This window comes from Paenibacillus sp. ATY16 (assembly GCF_003399985.2).
Classification (GTDB): Bacteria; Bacillota; Bacilli; order Paenibacillales; family Paenibacillaceae; genus Pristimantibacillus; species Pristimantibacillus glycanilyticus.
In genome coordinates this window covers 227,907-252,330 of sequence record NZ_NMOK02000002.1, presented here as the reverse complement: position 1 = coordinate 252,330, position 24,424 = coordinate 227,907, and the positions used below count along the sequence as shown (strand labels likewise).

Below are 24,424 nucleotides of genomic sequence, written 5' to 3'. Positions count from 1 at the left end.
AAATAAGCACAAGAAAAATAAGCATGAACGCTCAGACGCAATCGCATCAAATGTGTCCCCTTCTCCCATCCAGACTATACTGTCGGTCCCGGATTTGCACCAGGTCCACCGTTCCTCCCCACGCAATGCGATGAATCGCTCTTGCCTGGGATGGCCCGGGTCACGGACTGACGAGTAAGCGCCGCACGCAGGTGATTCCTGTTGTGCAAGCGCCGCTCGATCACCGCCGGTTGGGATTTTCACCCTGCCCCGAAGGTAAGCCACAAACTATAAATTTGTTAGTATCTTAACATTAAACTTCGTAAACTTCAACCTTTTGCATTTTATCGCGTCCTTTGAACGCGTCAACATGCTCCATGCCTTTAGCAACTTTGCCGAAAACGGTATGTTGGCCGTCAAGATGAGGCTGCGGCTGATAGCAGATGTAGAATTGGCTTCCGCCTGTGTTGCGGCCCGCGTGTGCCATAGCGAGAGTACCGCGTTCATGCTTGTTCGGGTTGATCTCGCAGTTGATGGTGTAGCCTGGACCGCCAGTGCCTGTGCCGTTAGGGCAGCCGCCTTGCGCAACGAAACCAGGGATAACGCGGTGGAATACCACGCCGTTATAGAAGCCTTCGTTTGCAAGTTTTTCGAAGTTTGCTACCGTATTTGGAGCATCTTGGTCGAACAGATCGAGAATAACCTCTGCGCCGTTCTCAAGTGTGATTTTTGCTTGTTTAGCCATGTCTAACATCTACCTTTCTATGTCGAATAAGACTACGTTACCAAAAATCTCCCTCACTTAGCAAGCGATTTGAGAAGTCTTGCCGGAATTACGTCGTTGCCGACGATATTTTCAAGCGATTCGCGCTGCACGACGAGGTCGGATTGGCCGTCTTTTACGAAGACAACGGCAGGACGGCGGAAACGGTTGTAATTGCTCGCCATCGAGTAGTTATAAGCTCCCGTGCAGGAAACGGCAAGCAAATCGCCCGTTACCGCTTTGGGCAGCTCGAGGTCGATGATAAGCTTGTCGCCGCTCTCGCAAGCTTTGCCCGCGATTGTAACGGTTTCCGCATTCGCTTCGTTCGCGCGGTTCGCCAGAATCGCTTCGTACTGGGATTGATACAGAGCCGGACGCGGGTTATCCATCATGCCGCCGTCCACCGCGATATATTTGCGTACGCCCGGAATGTCTTTCATAGTGCCTACGGTATACAGCGTTGTGCCTGCATCCCCAACGATGCTGCGGCCCGGCTCAACCCAAATCTCGGGCAGCGGGAAGTTTGCGGCCGAAAAATTCGAAATAACCGAGTCGGTAATGGCAGCCACATATTGGGCTACAGGAAGCGGAGTGTCGCCTTCCACGTAACGGATGCCAAAGCCGCCGCCAAGATTGATCACCTTGAAGGTTAGTCCCAGCTCGTCGCGGATTTGTACCGCGAAAGCTACAACCTTGTCTACCGCCATGCGGAAACCGTCGACTTCGAAAATCTGGGAACCGATATGGGAATGCACGCCCAAAATTTCGAGATTCGAAAGCTGAAGGGCTTCCTGAATGGCCTGCTTCGCGGCACCGTTGCCAAGGTCAAAGCCAAACTTCGAGTCTTCCTGGCCAGTCGAAATATATTCATGCGTATGCGCTTCTACGCCCGGCGTAATGCGGAACAGGATTTTTACTTTTTTGCCTTTGTCCGCCGCAAGCGCGTTCAGCAGGTGAAGCTCGACAAAGTTGTCTACAACGAAGCATCCGATGTTGGCGTCCAGCGCCATGTTGATTTCGTCCGGCGTTTTGTTGTTGCCGTGGAAATGAATGCGGGCTGCAGGAAAGCCTGCTTGCAGAGCGGTATACAGCTCTCCGTCGGATACAACGTCGAGCGACAAGCCCTCTTGATCGGCAATAGCGCACATCGCCATAACCGAGAATGCTTTGCTAGCGTAGGCAACCTGGAATTTCAGACCGGATTCCTTAAATGCGGATACATATTCATTCGCCCGTTGACGAATTAGCGTCTCGTCGACGATGTATAACGGAGTGCCGTACTCTTTCGCCAGATCCGTTACATCAACTCCGCCAATCTCCAAATGTCCCTGGGCATTAATTTTGCTTGTGCCATGTAAGTACACGAATTATGCTCCCCCTCAGATATCTACTACAGGAACGTAATAGAAGTTGATTACGATTTGCACCAATAGCCACAGTATATCGCAATCTACCCTTGAGAGAAATGGATAAATTCACATTTCATTTGTATTTCTTGGTCGCTATTCGGTCCTCGGCATTTTGTCGCTTTGCTGCGGTCGGAGCAGGTTGGGACGAGTACGGTTTTTGAGCACCGGCTTCCTCACGATGATGTTCCACATCGCTCTGTAATCAAACGGAATAAACGGCCACATATACGGGCGGTTGAACGAACGCTGCATGCTCAGCATCATCAGAATCGCGGTTGTCGCAATGACAAATCCCGGCGCGTTAAACAACGATACGGCTATGATCAGCACAAGCCTGACGATACGGTTCGCCAGCCCCAGCTCATAGCTTGGCGTCGCAAACATTCCGACGGCGGCTATCGCCATATAGAGAATAACCTCATTGATGAAAAGCCCTGTCTTCACCGCGATATCGCCAACCATGATAGCCGCAACGAGGGATACGGCGGTCGCCAGCGTTGACGGCGTATGCACCGAAGCGAGCCTCATCAGATCGACGCCAACCTCCACGATCAGAAACTGCACGATCAGCGGCAGCTTGCCGATTTTCTCCGGTCCCAGGAAGGCTAGAACCTGCGGCTTAAGCTCCGGATGCACTACGAACAGCAGCCATAAAGGCAACAGGAACAACGAGGAGAATATTCCGAGAAAACGAACCCATCGCAGGTACGTTCCGATAAACGGAGTCTGCCGGTTTTCCTCGGCATGCTGAATCAAGTCAAAGAAAGTTGTCGGCAGAAGCATCGCGCTTGGCGAAGTATCCACAAACACCACAACGGAGCCTTCCAGCAGATGGGCCGCAACTACATCCGGGCGTTCGGAATACCTCACGAGTGGGAATGGATTCCACCCCCGTTGAACGGTCGCTTCCTCCAGCTGCTTATCCGCAAGCGGCAGCCCGTCAATATGGACCAGTTTGATTTTATCCTTAATCGATTTGACTAACTCCGGATCCGCAAGGTCGTTGATATAAGCAATGCAAATATCGGACTGCGTACGCTCACCAACTCTGAGAAGCTCGTAACGGAGCTGAGGATCGCGCAGGCGCCTGCGCACAAGCGAGATGTTGGTCATAAGTGTCTCGACAAAGCCGTCGCGGCTGCCGCGCACAACGCGTTCAAGAGTCGGCTCCTCCGGGTTGCGCGCCGGGAAGGCTTTGGCATCAATAATGATGGCATGCGGCTCTTTGTCAATAAACATGGCAGTCGCTCCGGATAGGACGAAGGTCAGCATCTCATTCCATTTATCCTTCTTATCCACCTGCGCGGCAGGCACATACAAATGCAGGAAATCATGAAAAGCATCACCGGAGACATCGTCGGGCTGCAAATAAGTGAGCCGTTTGAGAATTTCGGTCAGGATCGTATCTTTGGCGAGGCCATTCATGTAGAAAAAGGCAACGCGCCTTTCTCCAAACGTCATTTCGCGCACGACGATATCAAAGCTTACTTTATAACCGACTTCGTTCTCAAGCCGCTCAAAGACCTCGTCCAGACTGTCGGGGATCACATCATCCTTGCCCTCGGCCTTGTCATGCCTCGCAAGCGCCTGACCGTGTTTAGCCGTCCGCTCGGTTAATTCGAAAGGTGGCGTCGGGATAGCTATTCCCTGCTCTTCGTTTTTCTGCGCTTCAGGTATGTACATAAACGGGGGTTCCCCGCTCGAATGTTCCCGGTCCTTCTCCCTGTCCTTCTCCCGGTCCGTCATCGTCATCAACCTTTCGTGTCTGTTTTACTTGCTACCACTGGAAATACAGCCAATCAAACAAAGAACCCAGTGTTTTGCCCAGCACCATTGCCATCACAAGACCAACCAGATAATCGGATAGATTCATTCGTTTCGCCAGAATCGGCAGCACGTTCATAACCTCGGTCAATGCTCCAGCCAGCATGCCGACGAACATGCCGGTCATCAGACCGGAAACCGTCAGAATAATCGCTTTCGGCAGCGTTAACCGCCAATCCAGAAAGTCGGCGAACGTCCAGTACATCGAACCGCAAATAACAGCCGTCTCAAACCATACGGACACGCGATAGGCGTATGCGATCTGGGCAAGCCTAGGGATAAGATCGAGTATGATCAAAAACGCGACCAGCCCGCTGCCGACCGCAAGCCCTCCGGAGAGACCGAGCAGCATCACGAATATGTGCATCAGCCAATCACCCATCGTCATCGCACCGTTCTCCGTGCTGGCGGTTTTTTTTGCGCATCTCGTCCGCGATAACGTAGGCATTTACATTTTCCTGATACGTATACAGCTCCACCTCCAGAGGATTGGGTTCTTCGTTGAACCGCTTCTTGAAGAGATGGTTAAAAAACAGAATCATGCCTAGGCCAATTCCGATCGAATACGGGATCTGGAACCATAAAGGGTGATCGGTCCGCTTGCCGGTCAGAAGCTCGACGATTCGGATATGAACCTCCTTCATGCTGACATCCGTGTGGAAGTTCATAATCGCGAGTCCCGCTCCGAAAAAGAGCAGCAGCCAGGCGAAAATAAGCACGGCAATACGCGGCTTCTGCGGTTTGGGGGATATCATGATAAGAACCTGCGGATCGCCGTAAGCTTCCACGGATAGTTCCGGGGCTGCTTCCCTGACTACCCGCACGATCTGAAGCAGATCAATGACGACCCGGTTACCATCCCCCTTGTGATGGCGGTACAGCACAAGCTCGCTAAGCTCCTGTTCCAGCTTCTCGTTAGGCGCCAGCATCCTGGACACCTGTCCCAGCGTTACGCTGCGCTCCGGCCGGATGCTTACTTTCTTCTTTAGTCGCAGATAGAGGGCGGATGGCTCAGTTGCTTCCATCTGTCATCATTCCTTTGTTCCCGCTTAGGGTTTACTTCCCTGTTAGTATGAGAAAAGGAGATACCGGATAGTCATGCTTATAAAGGTAAAAAATTGAAACTCCCGCAAGGATTAACCTTCGACGGATGGAATAAGTGAAAGAACATCACAACTTTTGGAGGACACCATGAAACGAATTGCCATCATAGGATCGGGCGGAGCGGGCAAATCCACTTTGGCGAGGCAGCTTGGCCTGGCGCTTAAAAGCGAGGTTGCTCACCTGGATGCGTTATTCTGGAAGCCGAATTGGGTAGGCGTACCGCGGCAGGAGCAGATTATCGTCCAAAACGAACTCGTTAAACAAGTCATTATCGGATGAAAAGCAGGTCTTGGTTCTGAAATCGCCAAGCGAGGCCAAACGTTTTTTGAACCGTCTGAGGAAGGAACGGGGATGAACAAAATATTTATTGTCGGCATCGTGGCAAGCGGCAAAACGACGCTGGCCAAGCAATTATCCGAGCAGCTTCGTATTCCTTGGTATGAGCTTGATGCTATCGTTCATCATCGCATTGAATCGGGGAGAACGAAGCGGACGGCCGAAGAGCAGCTTGAAATCATTATGGACATTGACCGTAACGGATCATGGATATTGGAGGGGACAGATCGGGACTCCTACCAATTCCTTTACCAGATGGCGGAGAAGATTATTTTTGTGGATACGCCGCTCAAGGTACGGCGCTGGAGAATCGTATCCCGCTTCTTAAAGCAAAAGCTTGGTTTGGAGCCTTGTCATTACAAGCCCGATCTTCATATGCTCCGTATGATGTTCAAGTGGACAAACGATTTCGAGCGGAACAAAACCGCGTTTGAAGCCAAGCTGCAGGAGCATGGAGATAAGGTTGTCCGCTGCAGCGAGACAAAAAAGAAAAGACCAAATGGCTTTGCAGCGCCTTGAAAAGGCTGCGGCCATTTGGTCTTTTTGCGCGGTTACTGCGCGATTTGTTCACGTATTTACGAAGAACAAATCGCAACTATTGCGCAATTTGTTCTCGTATTTACGAAGAACAAATCGCAACTATTGCGCAATTTGTTCTCGTATAGACTGCAAAATTTTCTTCTCCAACCTCGACACCTGAACCTGGGATATCCCCAAGCGGCTGGCGACTTCGGATTGGGTTTTATCCCTATAGTAACGCAAGTATACGATCAGGCGCTCGCGTTCGCTCAAGCCCTCAATCGCTTCGATTAAGGCAAGCTTGTCGAACCAGCGCTCCTGGGAATCGTCCGCTATTTGATCCATCAGGGTAATCGGATCGCCGTCATTCTCGAATACGGTTTCGTGAATGGAAGTCGGCGGCTTGTTCGCTTCCTGCGCGAAGACTACATCCTCCGGCGTGATGCCCAGCCGATCCGCCACTTCGCTGACCGTCGGCAGACGGCCAAGCGTCTTGGACAGCTCATCCTTCATTTTCCGAACCTTATTCGCCGTCTCTTTCAATGAACGACTGACCTTCAGCGTACCGTCATCACGCAAAAAGCGCTGAATCTCGCCAATAATCATCGGCACCGCGTAGGTAGAGAACTTCACGTCATAGGACAGGTCGAATTTATCGACGGACTTCAGCAGCCCGATACACCCGATTTGGAACAAATCCTCCGGCTCGTAACCACGGTTAATGAACCGCTGCACGACTGACCAAACCAATCTTATGTTACATTGAACAAGCGTATCCCGGGCGATCGTATCGCCGGATTGACTTAACGCTATCAAGCGTTTGACTTCCGCATCATCCAAATACGGCTGAGCCGTTTGCTTCAAATCGACATCCATGAGGTTCAACCCCTATACGCTAGTTATACAGCGCTTTTTTCGATTCAATACGCTTAAGCATCGCTACCCGCGTACCTTGGCCCAGCTCACTGGTTACTTCGAAACGGTCCATGAAATTTTCCATAATCGTAAAGCCCATACCCGAACGTTCCATTTCCGGCTTAGAGGTGAAAAGCGGCTGACGCGCCAGCTCCAAGTCCTCGATTCCCTTGCCATTATCCCAAATCGCAATGGAAACCACATCGCCGTCAATGGAGGCTTCAATGGTTACTTTGCCGGCAGGATCGCTGTCGTAGCCGTGAATAATCGAATTCGTAACCGCTTCAGACACAGCCGTCTTCAAATCGTTCAGTTCTTCAAGCGTCGGGTCCAGCTGCGACACGAAAGATGCCACCGCAATACGGGCAAAAGCCTCATTTTCCGACCGGGCGCTAAAGGATAACGTCATTTCGTTGCGTCCCATTACGAGACCACCTCCAGACTAGAAATCGCCATTCTTTCATTGTCGTAAATGCTCATTATCTTAAATAAGCCCGACATTTCAAACAGGCGGTAGACACTCGGGTTCACGTCGCATACGACCATTTTGCCGCCTTTGCTGCGAATCTGCTTGTATCTGCCCAAAATGACGCCTAATCCGGAGCTGTCCATAAACTGCAGATCCTTCAGGCTTAGAATAATGTGGTGGCTTTCCCCTCTCATGATCTCCGCCTCCATCTTATTGCGGACAATATCCGCCGTATGATGGTCAAGTTCTCCGCGGAGACGCACGATCAGTACATTACGGTAATGCTCCAGTTCTGCTTGCAGACTCATTGTCGCCGTTCAACTCCTTTGGGCTTCGCTATTGGATCGCACTACGATTTCTCCGCGAATCCCCAGGTTTCCTGCACGGCGACAAAACTAGAAGAGAAGCGCTAGAAGCTGACAAAATGCGCTAAGAGAAAAGCCCGCCGAAGGAACGTTTAAGAAGTTTGAACCAACCGGCTTTATCAATCGACTGAGGCGCGTCTACCGGGAACTCCTTCACAACCTGGTCGCCCTGATAGACGACAAGCTTGCCGATGGATTGTCCGATCGCAACCGGCGCTTTAAGCGGTTGATCGATTTGCAGCTCGTAACGGATATCCTGCGTAGCAGCTCCTTTTTTGAGCAAAATGCTATAAGGATGCTTAGCAACCAGCGGTATTTCCCGTACTGCGCCCTTCTCGACCTTGATCGTTCCCATCGTGTCTCCTTCTTTGAAGATCGGATGGGTCGTGTATTGCGCGAATGTGAAGTCCAGCATCTGCGATACTTCGGCATTTCTTGTTTTGGTGTTCGGCTCGCCCATTACAACCGCGATCACTCGCAGGTTATCGCGTTTAGCCGTTGCCGTTAAACAGAACTTCGCTTCATTCGTGAAGCCTGTTTTGAGTCCGTCGGCACCGCTGTAGAACCTTACAAGCTTGTTCGTATTTACGAGCCAGAACGGTTTCTCCGATGACTTGCGCAAATAATCCTGGTAGGACCCGGTATACTTCGTAATCTCGGAATGCTTCAGCAGCTCGCGAGACATGACGGCAATATCATGCGCGGAAGTGTAATGATCGGCAGCCGGGAGCCCATTGCAGTTGGCAAAATGCGTATTTTGCAAGCCAAGCTGCTGCGCCTTCTCATTCATTAACACAACGAATTGCTGCTCGGAACCCGCGAGTTTTTCCGCCATGGCGACAGAGGCATCGTTGCCGGAAGCCATCGCGATCCCTTTCAACATTTCGTCAACCGTCATTTCTTCACCGGGTTCCAGGAAAATTTGGGAACCGCCCATAGATGCCGCGTATTCGCTAGTTGGCACCTTATCGGTCAATTTGATTTTCCCGTCGTCCAATGCTTCCATGATCAGCAGCATCGTCATGACTTTCGTAATGCTCGCCGGAGGAAGCTTGACGTTGCTGTCCTTCTCGTAAATAACGGTTCCGCTATCCGCATCCATCAGGACCGCGGAGCGCGCGGAAGGTGCTAGATCAAGCGATGCGTTCTGCTGCTGGCCTTGAGCGCCGGGAACGGGCTCTTTCGCGCTAGTTACGGCATTGGCGTTAGCAGCAGCCGGCATTGCGGTTAGGGCAAATGCAGCGAATAGAATGAACAGCTTCGTACAAACTTTTTTCATTGTGCAGGTCTCCTTCAAAGATGATGCGGTTCTTGTCGCATAAGTTTTACACCGCAATTGGGCTATATTGTCTTCTCCAGTCTTGACCTCTTTCAAGAAAATTATTCCACGGAAATAGATGTCGAACCTAACAAAAAAACGCCGTACTCCCTAAGGGAGTACGGCGGTATATGAAACGGGACTAGTAGCGCTTCGTTCCTTCTGCTGTAACTACGGATAAGAGAAGCGGACGTTCTTCAGGCTTCTCGGCCGCTACGGCGTAAGCTTCGCGGACTTTATTCAAAACTTCCTCCACGGCGGAATCCTGAGCGCGCGTATGAAGCACGGCAAGCGTGTCGCCTTCGCTCACCGAATCCCCAACCTTCTTGCGGATCGTGATGCCGACGGAATAGTCTATGGACGCATCCTTCGTTGCCCGGCCGGCGCCCAGCAGCATCGCTGCGATCCCAAGCTCTTCCGCATCAATCGCAGCGATATACCCTGCGGATGCGGCTTTTACCTCAACTAGCTCCGCAGCCTGCGGTAACCGACTAACGTCATCCACGACCGACGCATCGCCGCCTTGCGCGGCGACAAACTGCTTGAATTTGGCTAAGGCTTCGCCATTATCAAGCTGGCTTTGAAGCAGCCCTTTCGCTTCTGCAACCGTCGAAGCTTTTCCGCCAAGAACAACCATATGCGCGCCCAAGGTAAGACATAATTCGGTAAGATCCGCGGGACCGTTGCCCTGCAGCGTTTCAATAGCTTCCCGGACTTCCAGAGCATTGCCGATAGCGAAGCCAAGCGGCTGATCCATATCGCTAATGACAGCAGCCGTCTGCCGGCCGACCTCGGTACCGATATCCACCATGGCCTGGGCCAGCTTCTCGGAATCATCCACGGTTTTCATGAAAGCGCCGCTTCCCGTCTTCACATCCAGCACGATGGCATCGGCACCGGCCGCAATCTTCTTGCTCATGACAGAGCTCGCGATTAACGGAATGGATTCGACGGTAGCCGTCACATCCCGCAGCGCGTACAGCTTTTTGTCTGCCGGTGCCAGATTTCCGCTTTGTCCGATTACCGATAATCCAAGCTCATTCACTTGTTCGAGGAATTTCTCCCTCGTCAGCTCCGTCTGGAAGCCTGCAATCGATTCCAATTTGTCAATCGTTCCTCCGGTATGGCCAAGCCCTCTGCCGGACATTTTGGCAACCGGAACGCCAACGGATGCAACAAGCGGGGCAATAATCAGCGTTGTTTTGTCGCCTACGCCGCCCGTGCTGTGCTTGTCTACCTTTACTCCCGCAATCGGAGCCAGATCTACCTGGTCTCCCGAATTCGCCATGGCAAGCGTAAGCGCCGCCGTCTCGGCCGGTGTCATTCCCCGGAAGAGTACCGCCATAGCCCAAGCCGACATCTGATAATCCGGAATGTCCCCATCGCAATAGCCATCCACCAGAAACGTCAATTCTTTTGCAGTCAGCTCTCCGCCGTCCCGCTTCTTTTGTATTAGATCTACTGCTCGCATGTTATTCACTCCGTTTCTGCCGCGCAGTCATTTATGAGAATGCGCTCGCAGCATTTGTTGCCGAACGATCAGTTCGTCCAGCATCTGACTCAGCTGGAGCACCTCACGATGTACAAATGTTTTCTTTTTCATTGCTTTTTCAACCATTTTCCCTCTAAGCTGCTCGATTTCGACGAGTAATAGCTTATCCACTTTTTCTCCACTCCATCATCGCATAATCATGGACATTATACGACGACCACGCCATCAAATACTGTCATATTCCGTCGAGCCGAATGTTACATTTTTATTACAAAGATCTACTAAAAAAGTCGGATAACTTCCTTCACAAGCGCCAAAAATTCAGCTTTTACGCGTTCCGTCGTTTCTATAACCTCGTCATGCGACAATGGCTGGTCTAACACCCCTGCCGCCATATTGCTGATGCAGGAAATACCGAGAACCTCAATGCCGGAATGGCGGGCAGCAATGACTTCCGCAACAGTCGACATGCCGACAGCATCCGCACCCAATACGCGCAGCATGCGAATTTCGGCAGGCGTCTCGTACGTTGGTCCAAGCAGCCCTGCATAAACGCCTTCTTGCAGCTTAAGGCCTTGTTTAGCCGCCGTTTCGCGGGCAATCGCGCGCAGACGCTTGCTGTAGGCTTCGGACATGTCCGGGAATCTTACGCCTAGCTCATTGTCATTAGGACCGATCAGCGGGTTTTTTCCCGTCATGTTCAGATGGTCGGAGATCAACATCAGGTTACCGGCCTCATAATCGAGATTCACGCCGCCTGCCGCATTTGTTACCAGCAAGGACGACACGCCAAGCGCCTTCATGACGCGAACAGGAAATGCCGTCAGCTCAGGTCCGTATCCTTCGTACATATGGAATCTGCCGCGCATAAGCACGACGGCTCTGCCGGACAGGGTTCCGACTACCAGTTCCCCCGCATGGCCTTCAACCGTCGAAACCGGGAAATGCGGAATCTCGCTATAGTCGATCGTAACCGGGTTTTCGATATGATCGCCAAGCACGCCAAGGCCGGAGCCCATAATCAGGCCAATCTCCGGCTTCACCTGTACTTTGCCGGCGATAAAAGAAGCAGCCTCCTTAATCTGCGCTGCTGTCATTGTAGTTGAACTCATCGTTAGTTCCTCCTATTCATTCTTATTACTCTTTGGTCTTCAGCAAGCTTAAAAAGCTTGCGCCGTTTGGCGGCGTCGGAACGCCGAAATTTTCGGCGATTGTAGCGCCGAGATCCGAGAAGGTTGCTCTTGCGTCCAGGCGCTCCGGATTTGCAAATGCCGGGCTGTACAACAGAATCGGTACGTATTCTCGCGTATGGTCGGTTCCCGGATGGGTTGGATCATTGCCGTGATCGGCCGTTACGATTAGAAGGTCTCGTTCCCCAAGCGTGCTTTCGAGCTCCGGTACCGCACGGTCAAACTCCTCCAGGGCTCTCGCGTAACCTTCCGGATCGCGCCGGTGTCCGTACAGGGAATCGAAATCGACAAGATTGGTGAACAGCAAACCTTTGAACGGTTTTTTCAATGCTTCAACCGTACGGGCAATCCCGTCGGCGTTGCTTTTGGTCGACGTTGTCGCCGTAATCCCTTCGCCGTCAAAGATATCGTTAATCTTGCCGATGGCGATGGTATCGAGCCCGTTGTCCTTCAGCAGGTTCAGGACGGTAGCTTCGGGCGGTTTTACCGCATAATCGTGACGGTTCGGCGTCCGCTTGAAAGCGCCGGGTGATCCGACATACGGCCTAGCGATAACCCGTCCAACGGCAAACCGCTCGTCCATCGTTAATTCACGGGCAATCTCGCAGCCGCGGTACAGCTCCTCGAGCGGTATAACGTCCTCGTGAGCCGCAATCTGGAACACGCTGTCGGCGGACGTATAAACAATCCAGGCCCCTGTCTGCATCTGCTCCGCGCCTAACTCATCCAGAATCTCGGTGCCGCTGGCCGGCTTGTTGCCGATTACCTTGCGGCCGGTACGCTCCTCAAAAGCCTGAATCAGTTCAGCCGGAAAGCCTTCCGGGAACGTCTGGAACGGTACGGTAATGTTAAGCCCCATCAGCTCCCAATGACCGGTCATCGTGTCTTTGCCAACCGAGACTTCAGCCATTTTGCCGTAATAAGCGGCTGCTTCGCCTTCCGGCCTCCAGTCCGCCAGATCGGCGATCCGGTCAAGTCCCCAGCGGCGCAGGTTCGGAAGTTGAATGGAAGGCACGCGTTCGATAATATGGCCAAGGGTATGGGAACCGCTGTCTCCGAAGGACGGCGCATCCGGCAATTCGCCGATGCCGACGCTGTCTAATACGATTACTGCAATACGATCAAATTTCATGGGTATCCTCCTAAAAAGAATGGCAACACGATTTTTTGTTGCCATTCTTGCTTCGTAAGCGTAAGCCTAAAGAATGGCAACACGCTTCTCGTTGCCATTCTTGCTTCGTAAGCGTAAACCTAAAGAATGGCAACACGATTTTTTGTTGCCATTCTTGCAATCAAGCCCGGGGATGGGCATTTGAATATATGTCCTTCATTTTTACCTTGGAGACCTTCGTATAACGCTGGGTGGTCGAAATGTCCGCATGGCCAAGCAGCTCCTGAACCGCCCGAAGATCAGCCCCGTTCTCCAGCAGATGCGCCGCAAACGAATGCCGGAGAGTATGCGGTGTAATCTCATCGGAGATTCCCGCTTCCTTCGCGTATTTCTTAACCATCTTCCAGAAGCCCTGCCTCGTCATCCGGGTGCCAAGCTGATTGAGAAACAAAGCGGGCTCGTCCTCCGATTGCCGGAGCAGCTCCGCTCTGCCATTCGACAAATAATCGTCAAGGGCAGCTGCCGCCATTCGCCCAAACGGTATAATCCGTTCTTTCATGCCGCTGCCTACGCATCGAATGATATTTAATTGCGCATTCACGCTGTCCACATTAAGCGAGATCAGCTCGGACACCCGTATCCCGGTGGCATACAGGAGTTCCAGCATTGCTTTGTCCCGCTTCCCGGCAGCCGTAACCGGCTGAGGCGTTTCAAGCAGCTGGCCGGCGTTCTCCATCGACAGCACGCTTGGTTCTTTCTTTTCCTGCTTGGGGGACTCTATGTAGATGGCGGGATTCAGCTGAATATACCCATTTACCGCCAAATAATGAAAAAAGGCGCGTATGGACGCGATATGCCGCGATACCGTCGAAGTCTTGCGTCCGCTCTCTTTCAGACGCAGTAAATAATGCGACAAATGGTGACGCCCCACGTCGGCCACATTCGCAATCGATTGCTGTTCCAGATAGTCGAGCAAGCCTTGCAAATCACGTCCGTAAGACTCCAGCGTACTGCTGGATAAGGCGCGCTCGTTCATTAAATATTGTATAAAGGATTCTACTTGAGCTTTCATGCCGGTTCCTTTCGTTCAAGAAGGATGATCAAGGCCATAGGACTATGGACCTTGTCTGCGGGCAAGTTATCCTGCTAACCAACTATTCCACAACCGGCCGTTCAAATCCTGCTTTTTCACTTTATTTTATAACAGGTTATATCATTCCCCATACCAATAAAACCATCTTAGCCGATTCGCCATGCTGCCCTTTTCCGCATCAGCCTGGAAAACCTTCAATGCAGCGCCTTTGGGTTCTCTATAAGGGTGGACGGGCGCAATCGCGTCAACCAGCCAGCGATAGCTGCCCGTCACGATCAAAAGCAATAAGGTGAATATCACAACAAACAGGATACGGCTTAACCATCTGCGCAGGGAGAGGACCATCTGCCTTCCTCCTTTAATTTTACGGTTGTCCATCCGTAACAATCTATGAAGGAGGCATTGCGGTTATACCTTTAATTACGCCTGGAATCGCCTGAAGTTAAGGCTCCAGATTGTCGAAAGCGATGCTGTCCAGCCAGCGCTGCAGGGAGGTGTAGGGGAGTCCCGAAGCCTCAGCGACAGGCTCATAGGTGACAGTGCCCCTGTGAGTGTTGACGCCTTTCTGCAGCGGCACGCTGCTTCTAATCGCCTCCCATCCCCGGCTTGCAAGATCAAGCGCATACGGCATCGTAACATTCGTTAAAGCAAAGGTGGACGTACGCGGAACGGCGCCCGGAATGTTGGCGACCGCATAATGGATCACGCCATGTTTGATATAGATGGGATCCTTGTGCGTGGTTGGACGGTCAACGGTTGCAATCGACCCGCCCTGGTCAACCGCGACATCGACAATAACCGAGCCTTTTTTCATGGATTGCACCATCGTTTCCGTTACCAGATGCGGCGCTTTTGCTCCCGGTATCAAGACCGCTCCAATCAGTAGATCCGCTTTTCCTACAGCTTCCGCAATATTATAGGGACTCGACATCACCGTCCGAAGCCGCCCTCCAAACACATCATCCAGGTATCTCATGCGGTCTGTGCTTTTTTCCAAAATAACAACGTTAGCGCCCATGCCTAATGCTATTTTCGCTGCGTTGGTTCCTACAATTCCGCCGCCAATAATAACGACCTCAGCGGGCGGCACTCCGGGAACGCCTCCAAGCAACACTCCCCTGCCGCCGTTAAAAGCTTCAAGAAACTGCGAACCCACCTGTACGGACATGCGTCCCGCCACTTCGCTCATCGGCGTTAGCAAGGGCAGGCTTCCGTTTGCAAGCTGAATCGTCTCGTAAGCAATCCCCGTTACTCCGCTGTCCATCAAAGCTCGCGTAAGCTCGGGTGCCGCGGCAAGATGCAAATACGTAAACAAGATCAGTCCTTCGCGAAAATAGGCGTATTCTTCCTTAAGCGGCTCCTTGACCTTCATGATCATATCCGCTTCTGTCCACACCTCCGATGCGTTCCCTCGAATCTCCGCACCTTCCGCCTCGTAATCCCGATCCTCAAATCCGCTTCCTTCGCCGGCTTTCGTCTCCACAATCACCTTATGGCCTGCCGCCTTCAGCATGGTTACGCCCGCCGGGGTAAGCGCAACACGGTACTCGCTCGATTTAATTTCCTTCGGAACGCCGATAATCATTAGCTTCCCCTCCTGGAATGTGGCGCGCTATCTACTATGTTGTATGTAGCTTTAGGGACAAATGTTAGCCCATAAGCGTACCTTTTCCAGCCCGATCAAAAAATATGTGCTTTTATTCCGTACAGGTGTCCATAACGAACGCGGCTGGCTCTCCATACACTGAACAAGCACATTTTCATTGGCTTTGACGATCTTTATATAGAACGAATAGGAGAATGTATATGCCAAAGCTGGAAAAGCTGCTGTTCACTAGTTCAAAGCGTGTCCCATCCAGAAATACTTTTCGTAAATTAATTACTTTCAAAACGGGTCCATCATATAAAAAATATCTCAGAAAGCTGCGTATCAAAGGCTTAAAGCCTTACAAACGAATGCCGGCACTCCGAACGATCGGCTGCCATTTCGACAAGCGCCGTCCTTGGAGACCCATTGCGAGGCACCCGGAAGTAAAAAGGGTCGAGAGCGATGTCCGGATCCGGGTTCATCTTTTCAGGAAGCATAAGGTATCGGCGAGAAGCAAAAAGGTCCATGCAATGTCGGCATGCCCGCCCGAGCTGACATGGAATATATGCCGCGTCAAAGCCCATGAAGCCTGGCCGCGGGTTACCGGCGGAAAGATAAAGGTCGCGATTATCGATACGGGAATTGCAGCGCATCCCAACCTGCGGATCGCGGGAGGAGTCAACACGATTCGAGGCGGCAGCTACGCGGACGATAACGGTCACGGCACTCATGTCGCGGGAATCACCGCAGCCCAAGGCTTGGACGGGATTAAAGGGGTAGCCCCCGATGTCGAGCTTTATGCCATTAAGGCGCTGGACAGCCGCGGCGGCGGATACGTATCCAGCATCATTTCCGGCGTTGACTGGTGCATCCGCAACAAGATGGATGTCATCAATATGAGTTTTGGCCTTGTAGGAACTTCCGTAAGCCGAGCGCTGCGGGACGTTATTACGAAAGCCTATAATCAAGGAATCGTCATTGTGGCTTCTGCCGGCAACTCCGGCACGGAAGATAACGGCATGATTGACGCCCCTGCTTCATTTCCGGAAGTAATGGCCATCGCCGCTACCGACCTGTCGGATAAAATAACCGGCTTTAGCAGCCGTGGTTCCGGCATTGACCTTGCCGCACCGGGCGAGCAAATAAAGTCCACATGGCTGAATGGCGGATACATGTCGCTGTCCGGCACCAGTATGTCCTCCCCGCATGCAGCCGGCGGCGTTGCCCTCCTGTTATCCAAGCAGTCGGGACTTAGCCCAACCCAGGTAACGGAGCAGCTTAAGAGCTGGGCGCACCCGCTTCCGTCCGAGAGCGAGAACAAACAAGGAGCCGGCCTCCTGCAGCTGGATCGCATATAACGCCCAAAAAACGCCAAAACGGCTTTGCCGTCCAGTTACGCTGGGCAGCAAAGCCGTTTATTCATTTGTTTTGTCATTATTCGCGTTGCAACGGTGACATACGCCTTGGAAGTCGAGACGATGGTCGATAACGGTAAAGCCGTATTCCTGCTCCAGCCGTTCCTCCAATGGAAGAAGCCAATCTTCCTTGATCTCGTCCATTGCGCCGCACTGTACGCAAATCAGATGATGATGATGGTGCTTGCTGCTATCCGTACGAAGGTCATAGCGGGCAACGCCGTCACCAAAGTTAAGTTTCTCGACTACATGCATTTCGCTCAGCAATTCGAGCGTACGGTATACCGTAGCGAGTCCGATTTCCGGGGCCTTGTCCTTTACGAGCATGAATACATCCTCGGCGCTTAAGTGATCCTCTTCATTCTCAAGCAATACGCGAACGGTTGCTTCACGCTGCGGGGTTAATTTGTAGCCCTGCGACTGCAACTGTTGTTTTATCTTCTCAATCCGGGCTTCCATGATTTCCCCCCTACCACATGTCTGCGCCAACATCAGGAAACGTTTGCTTTCATTATAGGGGTTAACCATTCCTAAAGTCAAACATTTTGCCGTTAGACGGCCGTTGCAGCCCCTGTCAGTAAAGGAGCCGCCCACTGCATGAAGTAAGGCGAAAGATACGCTTCCAGCAAAGACGCTCCGGCCAAAAGCAGCAGCATAAGCAGTGCCGTAGACGTAAACGCCGCGACTTGAGGAGCCAAAGCTCCTTTTTGCTGGAGCAGGCGATTTTTGATGACATAGGTCGAAAAGGTAATGGCCGCAACGCTCGTTATCATAATGGCCGGCACTACGATCAGATTCGGCGGAGCGACGGAGGCGAGCGAGAACAACACGCCTTTCCAGGCATGCTGGGAAATTAAGGACCCTACCGCAAAGCCGACCAACGCCCCTTTCAGAAAATCCAGCGCCAGCACGAACGGAATCCCCACTACCGATATGCCAAGAAACCATAACAAAAACAGCCATTTGCCATGAAAGATAAAGCTGTCCCAGAACGACTGCGCCGCATCGGGCGTTACGCCGTCATTCACCAGCCTGATATATTGATTCACATCCGCCGCCAAATCCTGCTGCTGCTCCAGTGTCAAAGCGTTGACCATCAGCCCGCCGAATATGGCTCCTACAACAAACAGTACGGCGACGAATACATACAAGGTCAGCTGGTTTTTTACCGCGTCTTGAAAAGCTGGCGAACGCATGGAACACTCTCCCTTCTTGTCCTGATGATAAAGTGTATGTTCCCTTTATTCACCGTATGACGTCCAAGAGAGCGGTCGGGACAAGTTTTAGATCGTACCCGTTAACAGATAAAGCTTCCATGCATACACGGCCAGTATCGTCTTTGCGTCGCTGATCCGGCCTTCCGCAATATAAGCCTCCGCTTGCTCCAGCGTAATTGCTTCTACCTGCAAATACTCATCCTCATCCGTATGCTGCGTGCCCGCCGTCACATTTTCCGCGAAATACAGGTACAGCTTCTCGTCGGCAAAGCCGGGCGAGGTGAAAAAGCCGCTGACAAGCTTCAGGCTGTCAGACTTGTAGCCGGTCTCTTCTTCCAGCTCGCGTGCCGCGGCTTCCATCGGATCTTCTCCGGCATCCAGCTTGCCTGCGGGAATTTCGATCTGGAACTTCTCCAGCGGCTTGCGGAACTGTTCGACAACTAGCAGCTTGCCGTCAAGCAGCGCCATAACGGCAGCCGCACCCGGATGCTTTACAATCTCGCGCGTAGCCGTACGGCCATCCGGCATCGCTACGGTGTCCACCTGAAGCGTAATCATTTTCCCCTCGAAAATAGGTTGCGTGCTGATTGTTTCTTCCCGCCAAAGCTCGTTGTTCTGAGTCATCCTGATTCTCCCCTGTTCTTCGAATGATGAAATACGGAATAACTTGTCCCCTTCTTACATATCCATTGCATATACGAAATACGCAAAGGAGCGTGTGAAGGATGAAACAATATCTAACGCATAATGAACTGAGACTCGTCGGCAAAGCCTGGGAAATTCAAAGCCAGCTCCGCAAGCTTTCCCGACTGGATATCCCGCTTCAAAAGCTGCTTACCCCGCAAAAAATGAAATAAACGGCTTATCCTGCCTTGGACAAGCCGTTTATTCACCGTTGTTAACCTTTAGCGGCTTGTTTGATGATCTCGATCACGAACTCCGTAATTTTCACAAGGTCAACGACCTTGATCTGTTCCTTCGTTGTATGGATATGCTCGTAACCAACGGCCAGATTGACCGTAGGCACGCCGAGACCATTGAAAATATTCGCGTCGCTTCCGCCCCCGGAATGGAACGTGCGCGGCGTAAGTCCAATGGCCGTTGCCGCCGATTTGGCCAGTTGGACAACCGGCGAATGATCGTCATGGACATAAGCCGGGTAAATTAATTGGCTTTCAAATTCCGCTTTTGCCCCAAACTCCTCCGCCGCACTCTCCAGCGCCTCGCGCATGGCGTCCACCTGACGGTCCAGCTTCTCCTGCACGATACTGCGCGCTTCCGCTACCAGCTTCACGAAATCGCAGACGACATTGGTCGCGCCGCCGCCCTCAAAGCTGCCGATATTAGCCGTTGTCTCTTTGTCGATGCGCCCAAGCGGCATGCGGGAGATTGCTTTTGCGGCTACTTGAATCGCGCTGATGCCATCTTCCGGATTTACGCCGGCATGCGCCGACTTGCCATGCAGCTTCATGATGACTTTCGCTTGGGTAGGCGCTGCTACGGCCATGTCCCCAATCGAACCGTTGGAATCGATCGCATAACCAAACGAAGCTTTCAGCTTGGAGGCATCCATATTCCGTGCGCCAAGAAGTCCGGATTCCTCTCCGACGGTAATGACAAATTGGATCGGTCCATGAGGAATGTTGTTTTCCTTAAGCACCCGGATCGCTTCAAGCATGGCGGCAAGACCTGCTTTATCGTCGCTGCCGAGTATCGTTGTGCCATCGCTTCGTATGTAACCGTCACTGTCAATTTGCGGCTTAATGCCATTTCCAGGCGCTACGGTATCCATATGGGACGTGAACAAAATCGTAGGCGCGCCTGCTTCTCCGGCACCTTCCAAATAAGCGAACAAATTGTTTGCGCCATGCCCCGTTTTTTCCATCGCATCATCTTCCTCAATGGAAAGACCCAGCTCCGAAAACTTTGCTTTCAGCACTTTGCTGATTTCCTGCTCGAATCTCGTCTCGCTGTCTACCTTGACGAGTTCGATAAACTCGCTGACGATCCGTTCCTGATTCACCATAACTATTTCCTCCGCTCTCTGTTTTCGATTACAATAGACGGGAGCTTGTTTTTTAAAAGAAAGGAGTTTTTACCCTTGAAAATGCAAAAGCTTATTCGTCTAGTTGCTATTCTTGTTGTTACCGCCCTCGTCATTACGACGCTTGTTGCTTCACTCAGCTCTCTGCTCTAGCAGGGCGGGAGTCGAAAATCCGAATACACGGCAGAAATGCGGCAACAGCTGCCGCGCTGCCTCTTCGACGGACAGGGTAACGCCGGACAAGTCGTTGAAGGATGTTACCCCATACTCCTGAATGCCGCAAGGAATAATGCCGCTGAAGCCTTCATTGCCTATTCCCGCCTCGATATTCAAGGCAAAGCCATGGCTTGTTACAAAACCGCCGCGATCGCGGGCGCGATTGAATTTCACTCCGATTGCGGCGATTTTCTCATTGCCGACCCATACTCCCGTATATTCCGGCTTTCTCCCCGCTTCTATACCATATTCGGCCAGCCAATTTATTATTGCCTGCTCTACATTGCGCAGGTACGCATGCAGATCCAATCCCTCCATCGGCAGGAACAGCATCGGATAACCGACTAATTGTCCCGGCCCATGATAAGTAATGTCCCCGCCGCGGTCGATTTCGAAGACCGATATTCCGCGCTCGTTCAGCTCGTCCTCGCTTAGCAGCAAATGCTCGTGATGACGGTCCGTGCCCAGCGTATATGTAGGCGGATGCTGAAGAAGGAGAAGCGTCTCCTGACGCTCCTCCTGGCTGATCTGCCGCACGATCGATTTCTGCATCTCCCAAGCTTCCGCATAACCGATCATTGGTATATATCGGGCTTCCAAATGCCGCTCCACGTGTTTAGATGCCGTGTCAGTCATGCTGGATTACCCCGTTTCTTCTAGTACAATTTCGTATCGACGTTAAAGCTTTCAAGATTGTCTTTCACGCGCTGCAGGAAGCGGCCGCAAATAACGCCGTCCAGTACGCGGTGGTCAAGCGACAAGCACATATTCGCCATGGATCGGATCGCAATCATGTCATTGATCACGACAGGGCGTTTCACGATCGATTCAAAGGTCAGAATAGCTGCCTGCGGATAGTTAATAATCGGATTCGTAATGATAGAACCAAAGGAACCCGTATTGTTGACGGTAAAGGTACCGCCCTGCATATCGCTGAGCGTCAGCTTGCCTTCGCGTCCGCGGCGTGCCAGATCATCGATTTCCCGCGCGAGGCCGGCAATCGTCTTATGGTCGGCATTTTTGATAACCGGTGTCGCGACGGACTCTTCGGTTCCTACCGCAAGGGAGATATTGATATCCCGCTTAACGATAATTTTATCGACGGCCCACATCGAGTTCATGATCGGGAAATCCTTCAAAGCATTAACGACAGCCTTCAGGACGAAGGCCAGATACGTCAGATTAATGCCTTCGCGCTTCATGAATTCATCCTTTACCTTGTTGCGAAGCTGAACCAGATTGGTAACGTCGACTTCAATCATCATCCAGCCATGCGGAATTTCATTTACGCTTAACATCGTATTGCGGGCGATTGCGCTCCGGATCGGCGATACGTCGATGAAGTCTTCCCCACGGCCCGAAATGGAGGCGCTTTGACTAGGTACGGTTGGCGTGCGAGGCGTCTCCGTTAAATGCAGGCCGGACGAACGCACCTCCGATACGGTTGTGCTTGGCGGAGGCGTCACCGGCCTGGCCGCTGCAGACGCAGGCGCTTGTCCCGCACCGGAAGCTACGTAAGCCAAAATATCCTTCCGCGTAATTCTTCCGCCAAGTCCCGTTCCCGGCACATCAGCCAGACGGACGCCATGTTCAGCCGCAAGCTGCTGGACAGCCGGCGAGAAGCGGTTGCGCATCGACTGGTCGCCTTCATCCGCCGATTCCGCGGTTACGGCAGCTTTAGCTGCTTCCGATGCTCCCTCAGCTTCCGATGCGGATGAAGCAACTTCCGTCTCTACACGGCATACCGGAGTCCCGACCGGTACGGTCTCGCCATTGCCAACCAGAATCTCAACCAGCGTGCCGGCAATCGTGGACGGCAGCTCCGCGCTTACTTTATCCGTGATAAGCTCACAGATTGGTTCATACATCTCAATCCGGTCACCCGGCTGCTTCAGCCATTTATCAATAGTCGCCGAGACCAGCGATTCCGCCAACTGAGGAATGACGATCTCCTTCACCGATTTCATTAATTATCCATCTCCCTACCTGACACGTACTTGTCGCTTAGTATAGCGCCAAATTGCGCATTGCTTCTTTTACTTTGTCTTTGTTGAGCAAGAAGAACTTCTCGCCCGGCGGGTTAATCGGCATTGCCGGCACATCCGGGCCACAAAGTCTTTGGATTGGAGCATCCAGCTCATACAGCAGCTCTTCCGCAATAATAGCCGATACTTCCGCACCTACGCCGCCAGTCTTGTTGTCTTCATGAATAATCAATACTTTGCCCGTCTTCCGGACTGATGCAAGAATGGCTTCCTTGTCAAGCGGCTGCAGCGTTCTAAGGTCAAGAATATGAGTGCTGATGCCTTCTTGCGCAAGCTCTGCAGCAGCCTGCTCAACAAATATGAGAGGCATGCTGTAACCGATAACGGTAATGTCGTCGCCTTCGCGCAGCACGTTGGCTTTCCCGATCTCAACAATATAATCATCTTCCGGCACGTCGCCGTTAATAAGCTTGTAGCATTTTTTGTTTTCGAAGAAGATAACCGGATCGGGATCACGGACAGCCGCTTTTAACAGACCTTTTGCATCGTAAGCCGTGTAAGGCGCTACAATCTTGATGCCCGGCGTGCCGAAAAATACCGATTCCGGACATTGCGAGTGATACAAGCCGCCGAAAATGCCGCCGCCGATTGGCGCGCGGATAACAACCGGACAACTCCAATCGTTATTGGAGCGGTAACGGATTTTTGCCGCTTCGCTTATAATTTGGTTAGTTGCCGGGAACATGAAGTCCGAATATTGCATTTCCGCAATCGGCTTCATGCCGTACATGGCTGCACCAATGGCAACCCCTGCAATAGCGGACTCGGCAAGAGGCGTATCAAGAGCGCGCATCTCGCCGAACTGCTCAAGCAGCCCTTTGGTCGTCGTGAATACGCCTCCCTTTACGCCAACGTCTTCCCCTAGCACGAATACGTCGTCGTCTCGCTCCATCTCTTCTTTCATTGCCAACCGAATCGCGTCGATATAATCCATTTTTGCCATCTTAGCGTCCCTCCTCCGCGTATACGTGCAACAGTACGGATTCTGGCGCCGGGAATGGCGCGTTGTCGCCGTATTCCGTTGCTTCATCGATCATCTTGCGGGTACGCGCCTGAAGCTCAGCTTCAAGCTCTTCACTCCAGAGGCCGCATTCTTCCAGATAACTTTTATATTTAGGGATTCCGTCCTTCGCGCGGTTCTCGTCAACTTCTTCCTTCGTGCGGTAAGCAAGATCGTTATCGGAAGTAGAATGCGGGGACAGGCGGTACATCATCGCTTCAATAAGCGTCGGACCTTCGCCGGCGATCGCGCGTTCGCGCGCTTCCTTCACTACCCGGAATACTTCGAGGGCGTCATTTCCGTCAACCTGGTAGCCCGGGAAGCCGTAACCAAGGGCACGGTCAGCTACGCGTCCGCCGAGCTGCTTGCTCACCGGCACCGAGATCGCGTATTGGTTATTCTCGCACATGAGGATGACCGGAAGTTTATGTACTCCGGCAAAGTTGCATCCTTCGTGGAAATCGCCCTGGTTGCTCGAGCCTTCCCCAAAGGTTACAAAGCTGACGATCGGTTTGTTTTTCATTTTCGCGGCCAATGCAATGCCAACCGCATGGGGAACCTGCGTCGTAACCGGGCTGGAGCCCGTTACGATCCGGAGGCGCTTGCTTCCGAAGTGGCCAGGCATCTGACGGCCTCCGCTGTTCGGGTCTTCCGCTTTCGCGAAAACAGACAGCATTAATTCTTTTACCGTCATTCCGACGGCAAGGACAAATCCATAATCGCGATAATAAGGCAGGAAATAATCATTCTCCCGGTCAAGCGCGAAGGCAGCTGCCACTTGCGCAACCTCTTGGCCGATGCCGGAGACGTGGAAATTAATTTTACCCGCTCTTTGCAGCAATAAATTGCGCTCGTCGAATTTGCGGGCGAGCACCATCATTGCGTACATTTCAAGAGCCTGTTCGTTAGTTAAGCCTAATTCGTTATGACGAAAGGTTTGTTCGGTTGATTGACTCATGAGGTTGTGCCTCCTTTAACCTGATTTTAAAACCAGGTACTAAGACTTGATATT

At 52.1% G+C, this 24,424-nt stretch carries 27 protein-coding genes, 1 pseudogene and 1 riboswitch; of the genes and pseudogenes, 4 read left to right on the top strand and 24 right to left on the bottom strand.

Translation table 11 applies throughout. The features are described 5' to 3' along the window. Nucleotides 1-53 precede the first annotated feature (53 nt). Nucleotides 54-261: riboswitch (FMN riboswitch) on the bottom strand. 31 nt (nucleotides 262-292) lie between these two features. From CFI03_RS01995 to CFI03_RS01975, 5 genes are all read right to left on the bottom strand, one after another. Continuing rightward, complete coding sequence (locus CFI03_RS01995; RefSeq protein ID WP_127494281.1) at nucleotides 293-724, bottom strand: peptidylprolyl isomerase; 432 nt, start codon at nucleotides 722-724, stop codon at nucleotides 293-295. A 53-nt stretch (nucleotides 725-777) separates the two neighbouring features. After that, nucleotides 778-2,106, bottom strand: coding sequence for a diaminopimelate decarboxylase (lysA, locus tag CFI03_RS01990; protein WP_248756316.1), 1,329 nt, complete (start codon nucleotides 2,104-2,106; stop codon nucleotides 778-780). 138 nt (nucleotides 2,107-2,244) lie between these two features. Beyond that, nucleotides 2,245-3,903: a spore germination protein gene (locus CFI03_RS01985; protein ID WP_481857646.1), complete on the bottom strand. Its 1,659-nt coding sequence runs from the start codon at nucleotides 3,901-3,903 to the stop codon at nucleotides 2,245-2,247. Between the two features lie 25 nt (nucleotides 3,904-3,928). After that, on the bottom strand, nucleotides 3,929-4,363 hold the full coding sequence (locus CFI03_RS01980; protein ID WP_248756315.1) for a stage V sporulation protein AB: 435 nt from the start codon (nucleotides 4,361-4,363) through the stop codon (nucleotides 3,929-3,931). Next, complete coding sequence (locus tag CFI03_RS01975; RefSeq protein WP_127494287.1) at nucleotides 4,350-5,000, bottom strand: stage V sporulation protein AA; 651 nt, start codon at nucleotides 4,998-5,000, stop codon at nucleotides 4,350-4,352. Before CFI03_RS01975 ends, CFI03_RS01980 begins: the two co-directional genes overlap by 14 nt. A 166-nt stretch (nucleotides 5,001-5,166) precedes the next feature. Between CFI03_RS01975 and CFI03_RS01970 the strand changes: the two are divergent. After that, nucleotides 5,167-5,340, top strand: a pseudogene (locus CFI03_RS01970) (AAA family ATPase); the annotation flags it as partial. A 90-nt stretch (nucleotides 5,341-5,430) separates the two neighbouring features. Beyond that, nucleotides 5,431-5,934, top strand: coding sequence for a P-loop NTPase family protein (locus CFI03_RS01965; RefSeq protein ID WP_248756314.1), 504 nt, complete (start codon nucleotides 5,431-5,433; stop codon nucleotides 5,932-5,934). Between the two features lie 120 nt (nucleotides 5,935-6,054). Here CFI03_RS01965 and sigF read toward each other — a convergent pair whose 3' ends face one another. From sigF to ald, 11 genes are all read right to left on the bottom strand, one after another. Next, nucleotides 6,055-6,810, bottom strand: coding sequence for an RNA polymerase sporulation sigma factor SigF (sigF, locus tag CFI03_RS01960; protein WP_015843940.1), 756 nt, complete (start codon nucleotides 6,808-6,810; stop codon nucleotides 6,055-6,057). A 19-nt stretch (nucleotides 6,811-6,829) separates the two neighbouring features. After that, the gene (gene spoIIAB / locus CFI03_RS01955; RefSeq protein ID WP_127494291.1) at nucleotides 6,830-7,273 is read right to left on the bottom strand and encodes an anti-sigma F factor; all 444 of its coding nucleotides are present in this window, start codon (nucleotides 7,271-7,273) and stop codon (nucleotides 6,830-6,832) included. Continuing rightward, the gene (spoIIAA, locus tag CFI03_RS01950) at nucleotides 7,273-7,626 is read right to left on the bottom strand and encodes an anti-sigma F factor antagonist (RefSeq protein ID WP_015843938.1); all 354 of its coding nucleotides are present in this window, start codon (nucleotides 7,624-7,626) and stop codon (nucleotides 7,273-7,275) included. Before spoIIAA ends, spoIIAB begins: the two co-directional genes overlap by 1 nt. 121 nt (nucleotides 7,627-7,747) lie before the next feature. Then, a complete protein-coding gene (locus CFI03_RS01945) occupies nucleotides 7,748-8,962 on the bottom strand; it encodes a D-alanyl-D-alanine carboxypeptidase family protein (RefSeq protein ID WP_248756313.1) in 1,215 nt (404 codons plus the stop codon). Between the two features lie 181 nt (nucleotides 8,963-9,143). After that, nucleotides 9,144-10,472, bottom strand: coding sequence for a pyrimidine-nucleoside phosphorylase (locus CFI03_RS01940; RefSeq protein ID WP_248756312.1), 1,329 nt, complete (start codon nucleotides 10,470-10,472; stop codon nucleotides 9,144-9,146). A 27-nt stretch (nucleotides 10,473-10,499) separates the two neighbouring features. Continuing rightward, nucleotides 10,500-10,664, bottom strand: coding sequence for an aspartyl-phosphate phosphatase Spo0E family protein (locus tag CFI03_RS01935; protein WP_015843935.1), 165 nt, complete (start codon nucleotides 10,662-10,664; stop codon nucleotides 10,500-10,502). Nucleotides 10,665-10,774: 110 nt separating this feature from the next. Continuing rightward, on the bottom strand, nucleotides 10,775-11,605 hold the full coding sequence (locus CFI03_RS01930) for a purine-nucleoside phosphorylase (RefSeq protein WP_174806547.1): 831 nt from the start codon (nucleotides 11,603-11,605) through the stop codon (nucleotides 10,775-10,777). A 25-nt stretch (nucleotides 11,606-11,630) separates the two neighbouring features. Further along, nucleotides 11,631-12,815, bottom strand: coding sequence for a phosphopentomutase (gene deoB / locus CFI03_RS01925; protein ID WP_248756311.1), 1,185 nt, complete (start codon nucleotides 12,813-12,815; stop codon nucleotides 11,631-11,633). A gap of 160 nt (nucleotides 12,816-12,975) precedes the next feature. Further along, the gene (gene xerD / locus CFI03_RS01920; RefSeq protein WP_127494299.1) at nucleotides 12,976-13,866 is read right to left on the bottom strand and encodes a site-specific tyrosine recombinase XerD; all 891 of its coding nucleotides are present in this window, start codon (nucleotides 13,864-13,866) and stop codon (nucleotides 12,976-12,978) included. Nucleotides 13,867-14,007: 141 nt separating this feature from the next. After that, nucleotides 14,008-14,232, bottom strand: a complete 225-nt coding sequence (locus CFI03_RS01915; protein ID WP_248756310.1) for a YqzK family protein — start codon at nucleotides 14,230-14,232, stop codon at nucleotides 14,008-14,010. Nucleotides 14,233-14,329: 97 nt separating this feature from the next. Continuing rightward, nucleotides 14,330-15,472, bottom strand: coding sequence for an alanine dehydrogenase (gene ald / locus CFI03_RS01910; protein ID WP_127494303.1), 1,143 nt, complete (start codon nucleotides 15,470-15,472; stop codon nucleotides 14,330-14,332). 221 nt (nucleotides 15,473-15,693) lie between these two features. Here ald and CFI03_RS01905 point away from each other — a divergent pair, with 221 nt between their 5' ends. Beyond that, the gene (locus tag CFI03_RS01905) at nucleotides 15,694-16,833 is read left to right on the top strand and encodes a S8 family peptidase (RefSeq protein ID WP_248756309.1); all 1,140 of its coding nucleotides are present in this window, start codon (nucleotides 15,694-15,696) and stop codon (nucleotides 16,831-16,833) included. A gap of 57 nt (nucleotides 16,834-16,890) precedes the next feature. On the opposite strand, the gene fur is transcribed toward CFI03_RS01905, so the two are convergent. The 3 genes from fur to CFI03_RS01890 form a co-directional block, all read right to left on the bottom strand. After that, the gene (fur, locus tag CFI03_RS01900; RefSeq protein WP_127494308.1) at nucleotides 16,891-17,349 is read right to left on the bottom strand and encodes a ferric iron uptake transcriptional regulator; all 459 of its coding nucleotides are present in this window, start codon (nucleotides 17,347-17,349) and stop codon (nucleotides 16,891-16,893) included. A 92-nt stretch (nucleotides 17,350-17,441) separates the two neighbouring features. After that, nucleotides 17,442-18,086, bottom strand: coding sequence for a stage II sporulation protein M (gene spoIIM, locus CFI03_RS01895; protein WP_248756308.1), 645 nt, complete (start codon nucleotides 18,084-18,086; stop codon nucleotides 17,442-17,444). 87 nt (nucleotides 18,087-18,173) lie between these two features. After that, nucleotides 18,174-18,731, bottom strand: coding sequence for an NUDIX domain-containing protein (locus tag CFI03_RS01890; RefSeq protein WP_248756307.1), 558 nt, complete (start codon nucleotides 18,729-18,731; stop codon nucleotides 18,174-18,176). A 101-nt stretch (nucleotides 18,732-18,832) separates the two neighbouring features. Between CFI03_RS01890 and mciZ the strand changes: the two genes are divergently transcribed. Next, nucleotides 18,833-18,964 (top strand): Z-ring formation inhibitor MciZ, encoded by a 132-nt coding sequence (gene mciZ / locus CFI03_RS01885; RefSeq protein ID WP_248756306.1) that lies wholly within the window; start codon nucleotides 18,833-18,835, stop codon nucleotides 18,962-18,964. A 41-nt stretch (nucleotides 18,965-19,005) separates the two neighbouring features. Here mciZ and CFI03_RS01880 read toward each other — a convergent pair whose 3' ends face one another. The 5 genes from CFI03_RS01880 to CFI03_RS01860 all read right to left on the bottom strand — a co-directional run bounded on the left by CFI03_RS01880 (nucleotide 19,006) and on the right by CFI03_RS01860 (nucleotide 24,370). Beyond that, nucleotides 19,006-20,133 (bottom strand): M20/M25/M40 family metallo-hydrolase, encoded by a 1,128-nt coding sequence (locus CFI03_RS01880; protein WP_248756305.1) that lies wholly within the window; start codon nucleotides 20,131-20,133, stop codon nucleotides 19,006-19,008. Nucleotides 20,134-20,283: 150 nt separating this feature from the next. After that, the gene (lipB, locus tag CFI03_RS01875; RefSeq protein WP_201003632.1) at nucleotides 20,284-21,003 is read right to left on the bottom strand and encodes a lipoyl(octanoyl) transferase LipB; all 720 of its coding nucleotides are present in this window, start codon (nucleotides 21,001-21,003) and stop codon (nucleotides 20,284-20,286) included. 20 nt (nucleotides 21,004-21,023) lie between these two features. Next, a complete protein-coding gene (locus CFI03_RS01870; protein WP_248756304.1) occupies nucleotides 21,024-22,334 on the bottom strand; it encodes a dihydrolipoamide acetyltransferase family protein in 1,311 nt (436 codons plus the stop codon). Between the two features lie 37 nt (nucleotides 22,335-22,371). After that, a complete protein-coding gene (locus CFI03_RS01865; protein ID WP_248756303.1) occupies nucleotides 22,372-23,355 on the bottom strand; it encodes an alpha-ketoacid dehydrogenase subunit beta in 984 nt (327 codons plus the stop codon). Between the two features lies 1 nt (nucleotide 23,356). Continuing rightward, nucleotides 23,357-24,370, bottom strand: coding sequence for a thiamine pyrophosphate-dependent dehydrogenase E1 component subunit alpha (locus CFI03_RS01860; RefSeq protein WP_248756302.1), 1,014 nt, complete (start codon nucleotides 24,368-24,370; stop codon nucleotides 23,357-23,359). Nucleotides 24,371-24,424: the final 54 nt, after the last annotated feature.